Annotated in this window: 14 protein-coding genes; 6 read left to right on the top strand and 8 right to left on the bottom strand. The window is 70.4% G+C overall.

Translation table 11 applies throughout. The features are described from left to right. Positions 1 to 289: 289 nt before the first annotated feature. The 3 genes from cimA to TR49_RS23945 form a co-directional block, all read right to left on the bottom strand. A complete protein-coding gene (gene cimA, locus TR49_RS23935; protein WP_042384973.1) occupies positions 290 to 1,882 on the bottom strand; it encodes a citramalate synthase in 1,593 nt (530 codons plus the stop codon). 218 nt (positions 1,883 to 2,100) lie between these two features. Next, complete coding sequence (locus tag TR49_RS23940; RefSeq protein WP_042384976.1) at positions 2,101 to 3,198, bottom strand: branched-chain amino acid aminotransferase; 1,098 nt, start codon at positions 3,196 to 3,198, stop codon at positions 2,101 to 2,103. A 191-nt stretch (positions 3,199 to 3,389) separates the two neighbouring features. Next, on the bottom strand, positions 3,390 to 4,436 hold the full coding sequence (locus TR49_RS23945) for a 3-isopropylmalate dehydrogenase (RefSeq protein ID WP_042385080.1): 1,047 nt from the start codon (positions 4,434 to 4,436) through the stop codon (positions 3,390 to 3,392). Between the two features lie 281 nt (positions 4,437 to 4,717). On the opposite strand from TR49_RS23945, the gene TR49_RS23950 reads away from it, so the two are divergent. From TR49_RS23950 to TR49_RS23970, 5 genes are all read left to right on the top strand, one after another. Further along, entirely contained in the window at positions 4,718 to 6,943 is a 2,226-nt protein-coding gene (locus TR49_RS23950; protein ID WP_052434583.1) for a PLL family lectin, read from the top strand. Between the two features lie 135 nt (positions 6,944 to 7,078). Further along, positions 7,079 to 9,682, top strand: a complete 2,604-nt coding sequence (locus TR49_RS23955) for a YfhO family protein (RefSeq protein ID WP_052434584.1) — start codon at positions 7,079 to 7,081, stop codon at positions 9,680 to 9,682. A gap of 18 nt (positions 9,683 to 9,700) precedes the next feature. After that, on the top strand, positions 9,701 to 10,639 hold the full coding sequence (locus TR49_RS23960) for a glycosyltransferase family 2 protein (RefSeq protein WP_042384978.1): 939 nt from the start codon (positions 9,701 to 9,703) through the stop codon (positions 10,637 to 10,639). Positions 10,640 to 10,758: 119 nt separating this feature from the next. Beyond that, positions 10,759 to 11,097, top strand: a complete 339-nt coding sequence (locus TR49_RS23965; RefSeq protein ID WP_042385087.1) for a GtrA family protein — start codon at positions 10,759 to 10,761, stop codon at positions 11,095 to 11,097. 52 nt (positions 11,098 to 11,149) lie between these two features. Then, a complete protein-coding gene (locus tag TR49_RS23970) occupies positions 11,150 to 12,775 on the top strand; it encodes a glycosyltransferase family 39 protein (RefSeq protein WP_042384981.1) in 1,626 nt (541 codons plus the stop codon). Between the two features lie 24 nt (positions 12,776 to 12,799). Here the strand turns inward: TR49_RS23970 and TR49_RS44590 are convergent, their stop codons facing one another. Continuing rightward, on the bottom strand, positions 12,800 to 12,958 hold the full coding sequence (locus TR49_RS44590) for a hypothetical protein (protein ID WP_169790003.1): 159 nt from the start codon (positions 12,956 to 12,958) through the stop codon (positions 12,800 to 12,802). Positions 12,959 to 13,243: 285 nt separating this feature from the next. On the opposite strand from TR49_RS44590, the gene TR49_RS23975 reads away from it, so the two are divergent. Then, the gene (locus tag TR49_RS23975; RefSeq protein WP_042384983.1) at positions 13,244 to 13,876 is read left to right on the top strand and encodes a DUF2461 domain-containing protein; all 633 of its coding nucleotides are present in this window, start codon (positions 13,244 to 13,246) and stop codon (positions 13,874 to 13,876) included. A 17-nt stretch (positions 13,877 to 13,893) separates the two neighbouring features. Here TR49_RS23975 and TR49_RS23980 read toward each other — a convergent pair whose 3' ends face one another. The 4 genes from TR49_RS23980 to ilvN all read right to left on the bottom strand — a co-directional run bounded on the left by TR49_RS23980 (position 13,894) and on the right by ilvN (position 18,264). Further along, entirely contained in the window at positions 13,894 to 14,601 is a 708-nt protein-coding gene (locus TR49_RS23980) for a methyltransferase domain-containing protein (protein WP_042384985.1), read from the bottom strand. A gap of 61 nt (positions 14,602 to 14,662) precedes the next feature. Then, complete coding sequence (serA, locus tag TR49_RS23985; protein ID WP_042384988.1) at positions 14,663 to 16,255, bottom strand: phosphoglycerate dehydrogenase; 1,593 nt, start codon at positions 16,253 to 16,255, stop codon at positions 14,663 to 14,665. A gap of 298 nt (positions 16,256 to 16,553) precedes the next feature. Continuing rightward, on the bottom strand, positions 16,554 to 17,552 hold the full coding sequence (gene ilvC / locus TR49_RS23990) for a ketol-acid reductoisomerase (RefSeq protein WP_042369294.1): 999 nt from the start codon (positions 17,550 to 17,552) through the stop codon (positions 16,554 to 16,556). Positions 17,553 to 17,739: 187 nt separating this feature from the next. Beyond that, complete coding sequence (gene ilvN / locus TR49_RS23995) at positions 17,740 to 18,264, bottom strand: acetolactate synthase small subunit (RefSeq protein WP_042384992.1); 525 nt, start codon at positions 18,262 to 18,264, stop codon at positions 17,740 to 17,742. Between the last annotated feature and the right edge of the window lie 17 nt (positions 18,265 to 18,281).

Consider the following 18,281-nt stretch of genomic DNA (forward strand, 5'->3'; position numbering starts at 1 on the left):
CGACGCGACGCGCGGAGCCGTACCCGGACATCACCGCCGCGGGCGGTCGCCGACCGGCTCGGGCCGAACATCGGGGAACCCGAGCCGGGCCACCGGGGCCGGGTCCGCATGCCCGGCGCGGTGCCCGCCCGCATCGACGAGCCGGTCGGACCGCTGGTGAGGCCGGGCCATGACGGGATCTTCCGGGTGTGGGCGTCCGATCCGAGGCGGGTGCTCGTTCAGACCCGGAGCCCGCGGGAGGCCGCCGCGGTGGCCGCGGCGGCGCTTGCCGAGGGGTGCGGGCCCGCCGTCACGGAGTGAGGCCGGCCCGGACGAGCCCGAAGGTGTAGGCGTCGTCGAGGGCCTGCCAGGAGGCGCCGATGACGTTCTCGGCGACGCCGACCGTGGACCAGGTGGACTCGCCGTCGGTGGTCTCGATCAGGACGCGGGTCTTGGAGCCCGTGCCGTGCTGGCCCTCCAGGATGCGGACCTTGTAGTCCGTCAGTTCCAGCTTGGCCAGCTGGGGGTAGAAGCGGCCCACCGCGGCCCGCAGGGCGGCGTCCAGGGCGTCGACGGGGCCGTTGCCCTCCCCCGTGGCGACGATGCGCTCGCCCTTGGCCCAGAGCTTGACGGTGGCCTCGTTGGCGGTCGAACCGTCGGCCCGCTGCTCGGCGATGGCGCGCCAGGACTCGAGGGTGAAGAAGCGGTCCTGGACGCCCTGGACCTCGGCACGGAGCAGGAGTTCGAAGGAGGCGTCGGCCGCCTCGAAGGTGTAGCCGGCGAGTTCCTTCTCCTTGACCCGGTCGACCACGCGCCCGGCGAGGTCGCGGTCGGTGGAGAGGTCGTAGCCCAGCTCCTTGCCCTTGAGCTCGACCGAGGCGCGGCCGGCCATGTCGGAGACCAGCATCCGCATGGTGTTGCCGACCAGGGCCGGATCGGTGTGCTGGTAGAGGTCGGGGTCGACCTTGATGGCCGAGGCGTGCAGGCCCGCCTTGTGGGCGAACGCGGAGACGCCCACGTAGGGCTGGTGCGTGGAGGGGGTGAGGTTCACGACCTCGGCGATCGCGTGCGAGATGCGGGTCATCTCGGAGAGCCGGTCCTGCGGCAGCACCCGTCGGTCGTACTTGAGCTCCAGCGCGCCCACGACGGGGAAGAGGTTGGCGTTGCCGACCCGCTCGCCGTAGCCGTTCGCGGTGCACTGGACGTGCGTCGCGCCCGCGTCGACCGCGGCGAGGGTGTTGGCGACGGCGCAGCCGGTGTCGTCCTGGGCGTGCATGCCCAGGCGCGCGCCGGTCTCCGCGAGGACGTCGGCGACGATCTCGCGGACGCCGCCGGGCAGCATGCCGCCGTTGGTGTCGCAGAGCACGACCACGTCCGCGCCGGCCTCGTGCGCGGCGCGGACGACCGACAGGGCGTACTCCCGGTTGGCCTTGTAGCCGTCGAAGAAGTGCTCGCAGTCGATGAACACCCGCTTCCCCTGGGCGCGCAGGTACGCGACGCTGTCGCGGACCATGGCCAGGTTCTCCTCCAGCGTGGTGCGCAGCGCCAGATCCACGTGCCGGTCGTGGGCCTTGGCGACGAGCGTGACCACCGGCGCGCCGGAGGCGACCAGGGCCCGCAGTTGCGGGTCGTCCTCGGCGGTGCCGCCGGCCCGGCGGGTCGCGCCGAAGGCGACCAGCTGGGCGTTCTCCAGCTTCAGTTCGTTCGCCGCGCGGGCGAAGAACTCGGTGTCGCGCGGGTTGGCACCGGGCCAGCCGCCCTCGATGAAGCCCACGCCGAACTCGTCCAGGTAACGGGCGATGGCGAGCTTGTCCGCGACGGTGAGGTTGATGCCCTCGCGCTGTGCGCCGTCGCGCAGCGTGGTGTCGAAGACGTGGAAATCGTCGCTGGGACTGGCGTTCATGGCCGGTGGTCTCCTGTCGGTGGCTGCTCGTTCAACGAAAAAGACCCCTCGCGGATGCGAGAGGTCTGCACGCTGGTCGGTTCCTGCTCAGGAACTCAGACCTGCGCGCTGCAGCTGATAATCAGTGCGAGCTTGGGCACGTTCGCAGTCTGACACAGTGGCCGCGGAACGGGCCGCGCATCTTGCGATGCGAGATACGCGGCCGTCCTACGAGATGCTCAGACGATCGGGTGCATCCAGCCGTGGGTGTCCTCGCGCTGACCGGTCTGCAGCGCCAGCAGCGTCTCGCGGAGCCTCATGGTGACCGGGCCGGGCTTGCCGTCGCCGACCTGCCAGTCGCCGCGGGCGGACTTGACCGAGCCGACCGGGGTGATCACCGCGGCTGTGCCGCAGGCAAAGACCTCGGTGAGGGTGCCGTCCGCGTTCGCCTCACGCCACTCGTCGGTGGAGATCTTCCGCTCCTCGGTGGCGTAGCCGAGGTCGGCGGCGATGGAGAGGAGCGAGTCGCGGGTGATGCCGGGCAGCAGCGAGCCGGAGAGCTCGGGGGTGACGACCTTCGCGTTCTCGCCCTCGCCGAAGACGAAGTAGAGGTTCATGCCGCCCATCTCCTCGATCCAGCGGCGCTCCACGGCGTCCAGCCAGACGACCTGGTCGCAACCGTGGCCGGCGGCCTGGGCCTGGGCGACCAGCGAGGCGGCGTAGTTGCCGGCGCACTTGGCCGCGCCGGTGCCGCCGGGCGCCGCGCGGACGTACTCCTCGGAGATCCAGACGGAGACCGGCTTGACGCCACCGGGGAAGTACGCGCCGGCCGGGGAGGCGATCAGCATGAAGAGGTACTCGTTGGCCGGGCGCACGCCCAGGCCGACCTCGGTGGCGAACATGAACGGACGCAGGTAGAGGCTGGCCTCCTCCTGGGTCGGCACCCACGCCTGGTCCTGGGTGACCAGAGCCTCGACGGCGGCGACGAACAGCTCCTCGGGCAGCTCCGGCATGGCCAGGCGGGCTGCGGACGCCTGGAAGCGGGCGGCGTTGGCCTCGGGCCGGAAGGTCTGGATGCGGCCGTCCGCGGTGCGGTAGGCCTTCAGGCCCTCGAAGATCGACTGACCGTAGTGGATGGTCATGTTGGCCGGGTCGATCTCCAGCGGGCCGTAAGGCACGAGCTGGGCGTCGTGCCAGCCGCGGCCCTCCGTCCAGCGGATGGTCACCATGTTGTCGGTGAAGAAGCGACCGAAGCCGGGGGAGGCCAGCCGGGCCTCCCGCTCGGCGGCGGGCAGCGGGTGGGCCGAGGGCTTGAGCTCGATAGAGAGGGAGGTCATCGACGTTTGTCCTTCACCGTGTCGTCTTGGCGGGGTGCTCGGCGGGCGAGTCCCCAGGGTCGATAGTCGCACTGATCGGGCGGTGAGCGACAGCCAGGTGCGGTGGACCCGCGTCGGTGAGGAGCGCAAACGCGCAGCACCGGGCCGTCGCCGGCCCGGTGCTGGGAGGAGCTGAAACGGGAGCCGGCGGGTCAGCCGGCTACTCGGGCGGCGAGCGCGTCGCCGATCTCGGAGGTGGTGCGCGGGGCGGTGAGCGAGGCGCGCCCGGCCAGGTCGGCGGCGACGGCGGCCTCGATCCTCGCGGCCTCCTCGGCGTAGCCGAGGTGGCCGAGCAGCATGGCGACCGACAGGATCGTGGCGGTCGGGTCGGCCTTGCCCTGGCCGGCGATGTCCGGGGCGGAGCCGTGGACCGGCTCGAACATGGACGGGAACGCGCCGGAGGGGTTGATGTTGCCCGAGGCGGCCAGGCCGATGCCGCCGGTGACGGCCGCGGCGAGGTCGGTCAGGATGTCGCCGAAGAGGTTGTCGGTGACGATCACGTCGAAGCGCTCGGGCTGGGTGACGAAGAAGATCGTCGCCGCGTCGACGTGCAGGTAGTCCGTGGTGACCTCGGGGTACTCGGCGGCGACCGCGTCGAAGATCCGCTTCCACAGGTGGCCGGCGTGGACCAGCACGTTGTTCTTGTGGACCAGCGTCAGCTTCTTACGCGGGCGCGCCTGCGCGCGGGCGAAGGCGTCGCGGACGACGCGCTCGATGCCGAACGCCGTGTTCAGGCTGACCTCGGTGGCGATCTCCTGGTCGGTGCCGGTGCGCAGCGAGCCGCCGTTGCCGACGTACGGGCCCTCGGTGCCCTCGCGGACGACCACGAAGTCGATGTCGGGGTTGCCCGCGAGCGGCGACTGCACACCCGGGAAGAGCTTGCCCGGACGCAGGTTGACATGGTGGTCGAAGGCGAAGCGCAGCTTCAGCAGCAGTCCGCGCTCCAGCACGCCGGAGGGCACGGACGGGTCGCCGATGGCGCCCAGCAGGATCGCGTCGGCGCCCTTCAGCTCCTCAAGGACGCTGTCCGGCAGCGTCTCGCCGGTGGCGTGGTAGCGGCGCGCGCCGAGGTCGTACTCGGCGGTCTCCACCTTCACGTCGGCGGGGAGGGCCGAGATCAGGACCTTCAGCCCCTCGGCCACGACCTCCTGGCCGATACCGTCACCAGGGATCACTGCGAGGCGGAGAGTGCGAGACATGTGATCGACCATACTCCGCAGGTCCAGCAGTTGGTACCGACTGTCCGCGATCCGGACGCAGGTGGCGCTCCGTCAGGTGAAAGAAGGGGCGTACGAACGGTCGGAACCAGAACATGTTCATGAGCGTCCTAGCGGTGAACACCATGTAAGGGGGGATGAAACCGCCTCTTACCGCATGCTCTTGCACGCCTGGTCTATCGTGCAGCGGCAACCTGTTGGCGAGACCAGTGACATGCACCGGAGTTGGTAGGGCTCCCCCCGCAATGAGGAACATTCAGGAGATGGCACCCGTCAGCCGCCGTCAGGCTCTGTGGCTGACAGGCGGAGCCGCCGCCACGGTGCTGGGAGCTGCGGGAGTCTGGCAGTTGCTGCCCTCCGGTTCGGGGGCCTCGGACGACTCCTCCGGGGGCGCCTCGCACGCCCAGAACGCCGCCGAAGTGCGCTCCGCCTCCTACGTGCACGTCATCGCCCACGCCGACGACGGACTGTTCTTCCACAACCCCGACCTGAAGCTCGCGATATCCTCCGGCGCGCCCGCCGTCACCGTCTGCCTGACCGGCGGCGAGTCCGACGGCGTCAACGAGCCGCTGATCGTGCGCCGCAAGGACAAGGGCAGGAAGTTCCCGGCCAGCCGCCCCAACTTCGTCCGCGCCCGGATGAACGGGCTGCGGGCCGCCCACTCCTACATGGCGACCGGCCGCTGGGACGCCCCCTGGACCATCGAGGCCGACGAGCTGATCCCCGGCTTCCAGGTCGAGAAGAACACCCTGCGCGACTTCCCGAACGTGAAGATCTACTGGATGGAGCTCCAGGAGGCGCGCGCCCTGGTGGCCCCGCGGCCGGCCAGCCTCCGCGGGCTGTGGGTCGGTGCGACGCCGACCCTGCCCACGCTCCTCCCGACGGAGAGTCCGGTCGAGGGCGCCTACGCCTACACCCGCCAGAACGTGATCGACAGCCTGGTGAAGCTCTTCTCCCAGCACAACCCCACGGTGGTGCGCACCCTGGACCCGAACCCGGTGCACCGCCCCCAGCAGGACCCGAACTTCGGCAACGGCAAGAAGCCGCCGGTCCCCTCGCTGCGGCTGCCCGAGTACCTGGACCACCAGGACCACACCTACTCCGCCTACTTCACCCTGCAGGCCCTCAACGAGTACTGGGCCCAGACGCGGCAGTCCCTGCGGCACACCTCGGTCGAGCACTACCGCGGCTACATGAACGCGAACCTCCCCTACAACCTGGGCCCGGTGCTGCTCGCGCCCAAGCAGGCCGCCACCGACATCTACGCCTGGAGCGACGGCCGCGACTGCGGCGACCCGGCCGGCTGCGGGGACCTCAAGGTCAGCACCTACGCCAGTGGCGCGTGGTCCCGCTCGACCCGCACCACCGCGCCCGGCGCGGTGGACTGGGTCGCGCAGCTGAGCGACGGTCGACTCGCCGCCTTCGCTGTCATGAACGGCACCACTGCGGTGTGGACCGAGCACCAGGCGGGCCAGGACCTCTGGGACGGTCCGACGCCGATCGCCGGAGGCGGCCTCTTCGGTCAGGTCTCCGCCGTACGGCGCCCGGACGGCAAGCTGGTGCTCTTCGGGGTGCGCACCACGCTGGCCCAGGCCCACACCGAGCAGTTCCGTGAGGTCGTCACCTGCGAGCAGACCGGCTACACCGGTGCGCAGCGGACACCCGCCTTCGGCCCGTGGCAGAGCCTCGGCTCGCCCGACAAGGACCCGCTCAAGTCGATGGAGATGGGCTTCCCCTCCGTCCTGGTCGACGGCAACGGCACCACCACGATGGTGGTCCGCGACTGGTCCGGCTCGATCAGCTACCGGCAGCAGCCCGCGAACGGAGCCTGGTCCGGCTGGACCTCCGTCGCGGCGCCGGCCTCCGCCGGTCCCGCGCCGCGCCAGCCCTACGTGGGCGTCCAGGACGGCATCTCGCTGGTCTCCTCGTCCGACGGCAACCTGCACGTCTTCGCCGCCGCGGCCAGGGCCGTCGTGCAGTGGTCGACCACCGGCCCGGGCGCGCCGCTGCGTCCGGCCCAGCCGACGGGCCTGCCGGCCTCGTGCACACCGGTCACCGCCCTCTCGCTGCAGGACGGCACGATCCGGCTGCTGTACCGCGAGCCGAACAGCGCCCAGGTGATCGTCGCGGACCTCCCGGCCGGCACCCAGAGCTGGCGGGTGACCGACACCCTGGACACCGTCGGCGGCTACGGCCGCGTGGCGGGCGTCGAGGTGAACGCGAGCAGCACCCCTGGGCTGGTGCTGGCCACCCGGAACAACAACGGCGGCGTCTCCGTCGCCGCCGCCTCCGGAGTCCCCGACAGCTGGGTGGACGCCCAGCGCTTCCACCTCCACCTCCCCGGAGTGGTCCTGGACGCCAAGGGCCGGGCGGTCGTCGTCGTGCTCGGCGCGGACGGACAACTGAGCTCCGTGCGCAAGACCCGTACCAGCGCAGATTCGCCGTTGACCCAGTGGCCGACGGCTGCACCGATAAGTCATTCGAACTGAGCACCCGGGTAGGATGCGGAGTTTGGCCCGCGAGAGAGCGCTGTTAGCGTGGCTCACAGCCCTCTCACAGCAGGCCCCGGCGCCGCGACCCGCCCGACGGGCTCGAAGCAGACGCAGGAAGCAGGTAGGCAAGAGGTGTCCGCCACCGCCGACTCCCTCAAGGAGGCGAGCGGCACAACGGGAACGCCGGCCACGGCGCCGTCCCCGGTGCCCTCCCTCCGGCCCCGGACGGAGCTGTCGGCCGGCCTGCTCGCCGCGGCCCTCGCCATGGCGGCGTACTGCGCGGCCATGGCCGCCCGCGGCACCTACCCGTTCGGCCCCCGCGGCCGCGCGATCAACGACCTGGGCAACCAGTTCGTGCCGTTCCACGCCCACCTGTGGGACCTCGCCCACGGCACCGGCCAGGGCGACCTCTTCTACAACTGGAACAGCGCCTTCGGCGTCCCGTTCCTCGGCGACGCGTTCACCTACCTCGCCAACCCCTTCTCCTGGCTCACCGTCGCCCTTCCGCGCGACGCCGTCAACATGTCCGTGTTCCTGGCCACCCTGTTGAGCATCGGCCTCGGCACCGGCCTGATGACGCACTATCTGGGGCGGCTCCGGCCGGGCTCGCCGTGGCTGCGGGCGCTGCTCGCCATCGGGTTCGGCCTCTGCGCCTGGACCGTCAACGACGCCTCACCGGACCCGATGTGGTGCTGGGCGCTCGTCTCGGTCCCCCTGATCGGCATCTGCGTCGACTGGGCTCTCGACGGACGCCGCTGGGTGCTGGGTTCGCTGCTGGTCGCGCTGTGCTGGTTCGGCAACTTCTACACCGCGGCGATGGCGACGCTGGCGGCCGGGCTGATCGCGCTGGTCCGCGTCTGCCTGCGCGACGCCGGACTCGGGGAGAAGGTCCGCTCGCTCCTGCGTGCGGCCGGGATGATGGTCGTCGGCGTCGCCCTGGCCGCCCCGGTCCTGCTGGTCTCGCTCCAGGCCAGCAAGGCGGCCGCGCCGATGCCGGACTCGCAGATCAGCATCCCCGGCGTCGTCGATCAGCTGGCGATGCTGCTGCCCGGCTCGCGCTACACCCTGTCGGTCCCGAACCTCGCCGTCGGCATGCTGGCGCTGCTGCTCCTGCTGGCCTTCCCGTTCGCGAGGAACGTGCCGGTCCGTGAACGGGCGGCCTGGCTCCTCATGTTCGGGTTCACCTGGGCCTCGATGATGTTCGAGCCCACCCTGATCCTGTGGCAGGGCGGCGCCAAGCCGAACGGCAGCCCGTTCCGCGAAGTCTTCGTGCTCAGCGCCATGATGGTGATGATCGCCTGGCTGTGCCTGACCCGGCGGCCGGGTGTGTGGGCGCTGCTGGGCGCCACCGTCCTGCTCGGCGGGGTCCTGCTCTGCGCCCGCCTCGGCCGGGTCGCCTCCGACGCCCAGGGGCCGCAGGGCTACATGCTGACCACGACGGCGGTGGCCGGAGTCCTCGCGCTCGGCGGACTCCTCGCGCTCAACCCGGCCCGCCGCCGGACCTGGGCGAAGCGTGTCGTGGGCGCGGTGCTGGGGCTCTCCGTCCTCACCTGCTCCATCATGTCCGTCTACGGCATCGACTCGCTCCGGGACGCGATCCGCCCGTACTTCGCGCCTCACGAGACCGTCAGCGTGAACACCAGGGCCGCCGCGGCGGCGCTGAAGGCCACGGACGCATGGCCGCTGTCCCGCACCGCACCCGGGCCGCACATCTTCGTCAACAACGACTCCGAGCTCCTGGACGCGCAGGGCGGCGACTACTACAGCAGCTACACGCCGCAGGAGACCACGCAGGCGCTCAGCGATCTGGGTTTCCCGTACACGATGGCCGGGCGCCACGTCTTCACCCCGACCGACCCGGCGTCGCGCGCCGTGTTCGGCATCACGGCGTACCTCGACGGTGACCGGTCCGCACCGGGCGGATTCGTCCAGCGCCACCAGGAGGCGTCACCGCTGCTCACCCTCCACCGCTCGGCTCCCCTGGGCGAGGCGGCGGACAACCCGTTCGCCAGGATGAACGACCTGCTGGGCGCGCCCGTCTGGACCGTGCCGAAGCTGACGCAGACCCAGGGCCCGGCGGTCACCCGGAACCCCGACGGCAGCCTGACGATCCCCTCGCACGTCCAGGGCAAGGCCTTCCCGACGCTCACCGGCTCCTGCACGGTCGGCTCGCGGGTCTTCGTCAACACGGCCTTCGCCACGGGCACCCTCCAGGCCAACGGACGGACCGTCGACCTCAGCGGCTCCTACCCGATGACCAAGGCGGGCCTGCGCCAGGTCGGCACCGTCGGCAAGGACGGCAAGGTCTCCGTGGGCCTCGGCACCTTCGAGGTGCAGCAGCTCCCGGCCGGTGTCCTGGGGTGCCTCGACACGACCGAGCTCGCCTCCGCGGTCGCCGCGCAGCACGCCGCCGCCCCGACCGACCTCAAGGTCGGCGGCCACGCCTTCAGCGCCACCCTCCCCGGCGGCAGCACCGGCTACGCCGTCATGGCCACCACCGTCCGCTCCGGCTGGAGCTGCAGCGTCGACGGCCGGGCCGTGCAGCCGGTCGACTACGACGGCCTCTTCGGGATTCCGCTCGGCGCCAAGGGCGGCAAGGTGCTGTCCTGTTCCTACGCTCCTCCCGGACTGAAGACCGGCCTCGCCGGCTCCGGCGTCGGTCTGCTCGGACTGCTCTCCCTGCCGGGTTACGCCTGGCTCCGCCGCCGCATCACTCTCCCCCGCGCCCGCGCCTGACCAGACCCGGAAACGCCCATGAGACTGTCGATCGTCGTCCCCTGCTACAACGAGGAAGCCGTCCTCGCGCTGTTCGACGCCAAGATCCGGGAGACGCTGGACGAGCTGCCCATCGAGTACGAGCTCTGCTACGTCGACGACGGCAGCCGTGACGGGACCCTCAACCAGCTGCGGACGCTGGCGAAGGAGAACCCGCAGACCACCAGGTACGTCTCCTTCAGCCGCAACTTCGGCAAGGAGGCGGGCATGCTGGCCGGCCTCAAGGAGGCCACCGGCGACGCGGTCGTCCTCATGGACGCCGACCTGCAGCACCCGCCGGCGCTGATCCCCAAGATGCTGGAGCTCTACGAGCTCGGCCACGACCAGGTCATCGCCCGGCGCACCCGCGAGGGCGACCGGTTCGTGCGGACCCTGTTCAGCAAGGCGTACTACCGCCTGATCAACCGCGCGGTGGACGTCGAGCTGACCGACGGCGTGGGCGACTTCCGGCTGCTGTCGCGGCAGGCCGTGGACGCGCTGCTGGCGCTGCCGGAGTACAACCGCTTCTCCAAGGGCCTGTTCTCCTGGATCGGCTTCGACACCGTCACCTTCGACTACCGCAATGCGGGCCGCGAGGCGGGCGAGACCAAGTGGCGCTTCAGCTCGCTGCTGAACTACGCCATCGACGGGCTCATCTCGTTCAACAACCGGCCGCTGCGCCTGGGCATCTACTTCGGCCTGGCGCTCAGCGCCCTGGCGGTCCTCTACGCGGCGATCATCATCGTGCTGGCGATCGTCAACGGCATCACCGCGCCCGGCTACGTCACCCTGATCGTGGCGATCGTGGGCCTCGGCGGCCTGCAGATGTCGATGATCGGCCTGGTCGGCGAGTACATCGGCCGTATCTACTACGAGACCAAGCGCCGCCCGCACTATCTCGTCAAGGAACGCGCCGGGGATCGGCTGGACCGGCGGTGACGGACGTGACCACACAGAGCCCCGAGAGTCCGGAGAACGCCGGGACGTCGCCCGGACAGGCCGCCCGCGGCGGCCCGCGGGTCGGCCGCAAGGACCTGTGGCAGATCATCAAGTTCGGCATGGTCGGCGGTGTGAACACGGCCACGTTCTACAGCTGCTACCTGCTGCTGCACCCGCACATGCCGTACTTTTTGGCCTACACGGTCGCGTTCGTGGTGAGCATGGTCGGCTCGTTCTTCATGAACACCTACTTCACCTACCGGACGAAGCCCACCTGGGCCAAGTTCATCCGCTTCCCGCTGACCAACGTGACCAACTACGTGATCACGAGCGTCGGGACGGTGGTGCTGGTGAGCGGCGTCCACATGAACGACAAGATCGCCCCGCTGGTGGCGGCGCTCGCCGCGATCCCGTTCACCTTCGTGCTGTCGCGGAAGATCCTCACCAGGACGGCGTAGCGCCGCCCACCGGATTTCGCTGTCAGTGGTTCTCGGAAAAAGCGAGGTAGCAGTGCCCCCCAAACCGGTCTCCACGGTGACCGGCGCCATGCCGTCGGCCGATTCGGCGACCACGCCGCAGCGGCCCTCGGGCCGAGGCGGCGTCCGGCTCCCGGCGGCCGTGCCGATCTGGGCGTGGCCCGGGGCTCTGGCGCTGCTGTTCGCCGTCTGGCACATCGGGCGGCCGCAGCTGTGGCGCGACGAGAACGCGACCTGGAGCGGCGTCGGGCGCACCTTTCCCGAGCTCCTGCACCTGCTCGGCAACGTGGACGCCTCCACGGGGCTGTACTACGTGCTGCTCCACGGGTGGACGGACGTCTTCGGCCTGTCGACGGTCGCGATGCGGCTGCCCTCGGCGTTCTTCGTGGCCGTGGCGGCCGGCGCCGTGGCGTGCGTCGGCCGGCGCCTCTTCGGCGACGCCGCGGGGCTCGCCGCGGGCGTCCTGTTCGCGGTCACCCCGGCGGTCTCGCGCTACGGGCAGGAGGCGCGCGCGTACGCCCTGGTCGTCATGGCCGCCGCCGTCGCGCTGCTGTTCCTGCTCCGAGCGCTGGAGCGCCCCGGGGTGACGCGGTGGCTGCTGTACGGCGTGGCGGCGGCGTTCATGGGCGCCGCACACCTGGTGGCGCTCGCGGCGCTGGTGGGACACGGCGTGATCGTGCTGCTCCACGCACGCCGGGACCGGTCGTGGCGGACGGCCGTCACCTTCGCCGGGGTCGTGGCCGGTGTGGCCGCGCTCCTCGCACCGCTGCTGCTGCTCAGCCACTCACAGGTGGGCAGACAGCTCTACTGGGTCCACCGTCCCGATCTCGTGCACCCACAGGTGGCCTTCGGCCATCTGTGGGAGGCGCTGGTCGGCTCGACGGCGAGCGCGGTCGTTCTGGGCCTGTTCGTGGTGGCGGGTCTCGCGCTCGCGCGGGGGAACGGTCCCGCCCGCGGCACGGCGGCCGCCGGCGCGATCCTCCCGATCGTCGCGGTGACCCTGGTCTCGGAGACGGGGACCTCGTACTTCCTGGCCCGGTACCTGCTCTTCACCCTGCCCTGCTGGGCGGTGCTCGCCGGCGCCGGTCTGGTCGCGGCCGGGCGCGCGGTCGCCCGCCTGCTGCCCGTGCCGCGGCAGCGCGCCGTACTGGCCCTGGTGACCGCGTGCGGGCTCGCCCTGACCGTGGCGGTCACGCTGCCGGACCAGCAGCGGCTTCGGTCCTTCCGGGCGCACGAGTGGATCAGCTACCCGGTGAAGCCGCTGGACACCTACTTCTCCTACCAGGGCGCCGCGCGAACCATCACCGCGCACGCGCGGCCCGGCGACGGACTGGTGTACGTGGCCTACTGGGGCGACATGATCGACCTGGGCGTGGACTACTACCTGGGGCCGCAGGCGAGAACGCTGGACCAGTTCTTCATGGCCCGGACCCCGCAGCAGAACGGGACCTACCGGCCGACGTACTGCGCCGTCCCGGCGTCGTGCGTCGCGCATGCGCCGAACCGGGTCTGGGTGGTCCGGCAGACGGCCGGTTACACGCATCCCGCCGCGCCGCTCGCGGCACAGCTGAAAGCGCTGCAGCAGGACTACCGCGTCGCGCAGACCTTCAGGCTGTCCCGCGTCGACGTCATGCTGCTGGTCCGCACGACGCCGTCCTGAGGCCGAGCCGGACCGCCCGAGTCCTCAGACGGAGGGCGTGGCGGCGGCCTCGGCGTGCAGCTCGTGGCCGGTGGCGCCGCCGTTGTCACGACGGTCCAGGGCGCGCTGCAGGGCGGCGGCCGCCTGGTTGCGGTCCTTGGCGGTGGCGGGGGTACGACGGGTACGCGTCTTCACAGAGTGCATGGGGAGACTCCTGGGGGAGATGCCTGCCTCAACAGGCGGCGGTCCGATCTGGGGAGAGAGGGCCGGACAGGGGTCTCCTGCGCAAAGGCCGAGCCGGACATGGCCGTGGATACGGCAGACCATCCGACTGCTTGCCATTTCACGTTACGACAAGCCGTCGGAAGTGTCTGCACGGATACTTGGATTTCCTACTATCCGAGACGGACCGCACACCCGGACGGCGGGACGAGCGGCCCGGCGGCGTCGGGGCGTGCCCGGACTCCCTGCGGTGACTAGGCTCGAAGCATGAGCTTCCAGGGTTGGCCGGCCGAGGCCCTCGAGTTCTACGAGGGGCTCGAGGCGGAGAACAGCAAGGACTACTGGTCGTCCCACAAGGACGTCTACGAGCGCTGCGTGCGCGAGCCGATGGAGGCTCTGCTCGAGGAGCTCGCGGCGCGGTTCGGCGAGGGGAAGATCTTCCGCCCCAACCGCGACATCCGCTTCTCGGCGGACAAGTCCCCGTACAAGACCCACATCGGCGCGGTCCTGGAGGGCGGCGGCTACGTCCAGCTCTCCGCCGACGGTCTGGGCGCGGGCAGCGGCTGCTACGTCATGACACCCGACCAGCTGGCCCGCTTTCGCGAGGCGGTGGCTGAGGAGAAGTCAGGCAGGGCGCTGGAGTCCGTCATCGCGAAGCTGACGAGGGCGGACATCGAGATGATGTCCCACAACCGCCTCAAGAGCGCACCGCGCGGCTACGCCAAGGACCACCCGCGGATCGAACTGCTGCGCCACAAGAGCCTTGCGGCCTGGCGCCAGTGGCCGGTCGAGCCGTGGCTGGGGACGGCGGAGGCGAAGAGCCACGTCGTCGGCTTCCTGAAGGCCACCAGGCCGCTGAACGACTGGCTCTCCGAACACGTCGGCGTCGCCGGGGACTGAGACGCCGACAGTCGCCCTCAGCCGTCCGTGGCGTCGGCAGGCTGCACGGGGCGGCCGCAGTCCGGACGGCCGGGAAGGGGGTCGGGCAGCGGCGTGCGCTTGACGCCGCCGACGCGGTTCGCCCACAGGAGGGTGACTTCGCGGACCACGAAGAGCCGGAGGCGTGGGTACGTCCCGGTCTTACGGAAGACCCCGACGCTGTCGCCCCAGTAGGCGTACCTGGCGTCGATCTCGCCGTACTGGTGCCAGATGCCTTTCTTCGGCGGGAAGTCGGTGTACGCCTCGCGCAGCTCCAGGCCGGAGAAGGCGGCCATGGCCCGGTAGCCGTCCGGGTAGTAGCGCCAGCAGTCCTGCGCGTCGTGGACGTGGCCGCGCGAGGGGGCGGTGATGAAGGCGTGCCCGCCCGGCCGAAGGATGCGGGCGATCTCCAGCATCGACGCCCAGAAGAAGGGGATGTGCTCGAAGGCCTGGCCGGAGAAGACGAAGTCGGCACTCGCGGACCGCACCGGGATCCGGTAGGGCTTCTTCATGACCCGGTCGACGTTCGGGCCGTCCTGGACGTCGACGCCGACGTACTCGACGTCGCGCCCGGTGAGCAGATCCCGGTGGGTCAGGGCCTGGTTCGGGGAGATCCGGGAGCCCAGGTCGACGACGCGGTGCCGACCCTCGGTCGGCATGTACTCCCGCACGCACAGTTCCATGTGCTCATAAGCGGACCTGTGCACGGCGCCCCGACCTTTCGAGCCCGCCGGGACCGGGTCCCGGCGGGGCTCACACGTTGGCGGATCAGGCGGAGAGGTTCACCGAGCGGGCGAACTTCGCACCGATCTCCGCGGCGATCTCGGTCAGCAGACCCTGCGGGATCTCGCTGTCGACCGTCAGGGAGACGAGCGCGTCGCCGCCCTCCTCGTCACGGGAGACCTGCATGCCGGCGATGTTGATGCCGGCGTCGCCGAGGAGCTTGCCGAGGGTGCCGACGACACCCGGACGGTCCTCGTAGCGGAAGAAGCCCATGAAGTCGGTGAGGGCGACGTCCACGTCGAACTCGTTGACGCCGACGATCTTCTGCTGGCGCTTGGGGCCGGTGAGCGTGCCGGCCACCGAGATCTCGCGGCCGTCGTTCAGGGTGCCGCGGACGGTGATGACGTTGCGGTACTCGGGGCTCTCGCTCAGCGTGGTCAGACGGACCTCGAGGCCGCGCTCCTGCGCGAACAGCGGGGCGTTGACGTAGGAGACGGTCTCCGCGACGACGTCCTCGAAGACACCCTTGAGGGCGGACAGCTCCAGCACCTTCACGTCGTGCTGGGTGATCTCGCCGCGCACCTCGACGTCGAGACGGACGGCGACCTCGCCGGCCAGGCCGGTGAAGATGCGGCCGAGCTTCTCGGCGAGCGGCAGGCCCGGACGGACGTCCTCGGCGATGACCCCGCCCTGAACGTTGACCGCGTCCGGCACCAGCTCGCCCGCGAGAGCGAGGCGGACGCTGCGGGCGACGGAGATGCCGGCCTTCTCCTGCGCCTCGTCGGTGGAGGCGCCGAGGTGCGGGGTGGCGACGACGTTGTCGAAGCCGAAGAGCGGCGAGTCGGTGCAGGGCTCCTTGACGAAGACGTCCAGGCCCGCGCCGGCGACCCGGCCCTCCTTGAGCGCGGCGGCCAGCGCCTCCTCGTCGACGATGCCGCCACGGGCGGCGTTGACGATGCGGACGGTCGGCTTGACCTTGTGCAGCGCCTCGTCACCGATCAGACCGACGGTCTCCGGGGTCTTCGGCAGGTGCACGGTGATGAAGTCGGCGACCTCCAGCAGCTCGTCCAGCGAGACGAGCTTGACGCCCATCTGCGCGGCGCGCGCGGCCTGGATGTAGGGGTCGTAGGCGACGATCTTCATGCCGAAGGCGGACATGCGCTGCGCGACCAGCACGCCGATGCGGCCGAGGCCGACCACGCCGAGGGTCTTCTCGGCCAGCTCGACGCCGGTGTACTTGCTGCGCTTCCACTCGCCGCCCTTCAGCGAGGCGTTGGCGGCCGGGATGTGACGGGCCGTCGACAGCAGCAGGCCGCAGGCGAGCTCGGCGGCGGTGACGATGTTGGAGGTCGGCGCGTTGACGACCATCACGCCCGCCTTGGTGGCGGACGGGACGTCGACGTTGTCGAGACCGACGCCGGCACGGGCGACGACCTTGAGCTTGCGCGCGGCGGCGATCGCCTCCGCGTCCACCTTGGTGGCGGAGCGGATCAGGATCGCGTCGACATCGGCGATGGCGGGAAGGAGCTCGGCGCGGTTGGCGCCGTCGCAGTGGCGGATCTCGAAGTCCGGCCCGAGCGCGTCGACGGTGGCAGGAGACAGCTCTTCAGCGATGAGAACTACAGGCTTGCTGCTCACGACAGTTTGTCCTTACTGTCCGGTTCTCCCCGAAGCCGTGCGAATGGGGGCGCACCCGCGTTGCTTGGACGGCATGGAGGGGACGGTGGCATGCCGCGTTGGAGACGCACGACGCTGTGAGCCTGACGCGCAGATTGAGTCTATCGGCGGAGGTGCTTCCGCCGAGCGCCCCTGCGGAAGAATCACCCGCCGGGGATGGTACGGACCGTACAAACGATCCCTACAGGAATGCTGTAATGCGGCGGGGGCGGCCGCTCGACCGCTCGGCCACCCCCAGTCGACTGCTGACGAGACGGACTTACGCCTCCTCGTCCACCCAGCTCATGAGCTTGCGCAGCTTCTTGCCGGTGGTCTCCAGCAGGTGCTCGCTGTCGGCGTTCTTGTACTCGTTGTACTTCGGCAGGCCCGCCTTGTACTCGGCGATCCAGGTGTTGGCGAAGGTGCCGTCCTGGATCTCGCCGAGGACCTTCTTCATCTCGGCCTTGGTCTGGTCCGTGATGATGCGCGGGCCGGTGACGTAGTCGCCCCACTCGGCCGTCTCGGAGACGGACCAGCGCATCTTCTCCAGGCCGCCCTCGTACATGAGGTCGACGATCAGCTTCAGCTCGTGGAGGCACTCGAAGTAGGCGATCTCGGGCTGGTAGCCCGCCTCGACCAGGGTCTCGAAGCCGGCCTTCACCAGAGCGGCGGTGCCACCGCAGAGGACGGCCTGCTCGCCGAAGAGGTCGGTCTCGGTCTCCTCGGTGAAGGTGGTCTTGATGACGCCGGCGCGGGTGCCGCCGATGCCCTTCGCGTAGGAGAGCGCGAGCTCCAGGCCCTTGCCGGTGGCGTCCTGCTCGACGGCCACGATGCAGGGGACGCCGCGGCCCTCCTCGTACTGGCGGCGGACCAGGTGGCCCGGGCCCTTCGGGGCGACCATGCAGACGTCGACGTCGGCCGGGGGCTTGATGAAGCCGAAGCGGATGTTGAGGCCGTGACCGAAGAAGAGGGCGTCGCCCGCCTTGAGGTTCGGCTCGACGACCTCCTTGTAGACGTCGGCCTGGATCGGGTCCGGCACCAGGATCATGATCACGTCGGCCTCGGCGGCGGCCTCGGCCGGCGTGACCACACGCAGACCCTGCTCCTCGGCCTTGGCGCGGGACTTGGACTCCGGCAGCAGACCGACGCGGACGTCGACACCGGAGTCGCGCAGGGAGAGCGCGTGCGCGTGACCCTGGCTGCCGTAGCCGAGGATGGCGACCTTGCGGCCCTGGATGATGGACAGATCGGCGTCGTCGTCGTAGAACAGCTCGGCCATCGCTGGCTTCTCCTTGCGGGATGGATTCCTTGTGGACACCGTACGCCGATGTCGATCAGCGGACGGTTAAGTCTCAAAGCGTGAGATTAGCGTCTCACAGAGGTGCAGTCTCCAGGGGCACGGGGAACTGCGCGAGAACCACCGGCGAGCGGATGGCCCTGCGCGTTCGGGGCTCCGGATCGTGCAACTAGGCCGATCGCTCGACAGCGCGGAGCGACCTGTCGGTAATCGACCGTGCCCCCCTGCCGATGGCGACCATGCCGGACTGGACGAGCTCCTTGATGCCGTACGGCTCCAGCATCTTCAGCATCGCTTCGAGCTTGTCGCTGCTGCCCGTGGCCTCGATCGTCACCGCGTCCGGGGAGACGTCGACCGTCTTCGCACGGAAGAGCTGGACGATCTCGGTGACCTGGCCGCGGGTCTCCGCGTCCGCGCGGACCTTGACCAGCATCAGCTCGCGGCGGACCGCCGCGGCCGGGTCGAGCTCGACGATCTTTATGACGTTGACCAGCTTGTTCAGCTGCTTGGTGACCTGCTCCAGCGGGAGGTCCTCCACGTTGACGACGATCGTCATGCGGGAGATGTCCGGGTGCTCGGTCGGACCGACGGCCAGGGAGTCGATGTTGAAGCCGCGCCGCGAGAACAGCGCCGCGATCCGGGCGAGGACGCCCGGCTTGTTCTCGACCAGGACGGAGAGGGTGTGCTTGGACATGGTTTTCGAAGGTCCCC

The sequence above is a fragment of the Streptacidiphilus melanogenes genome (assembly GCF_000787835.1).
In the GTDB taxonomy this organism is placed as follows: Bacteria; Actinomycetota; Actinomycetes; order Streptomycetales; family Streptomycetaceae; genus Streptacidiphilus; species Streptacidiphilus melanogenes.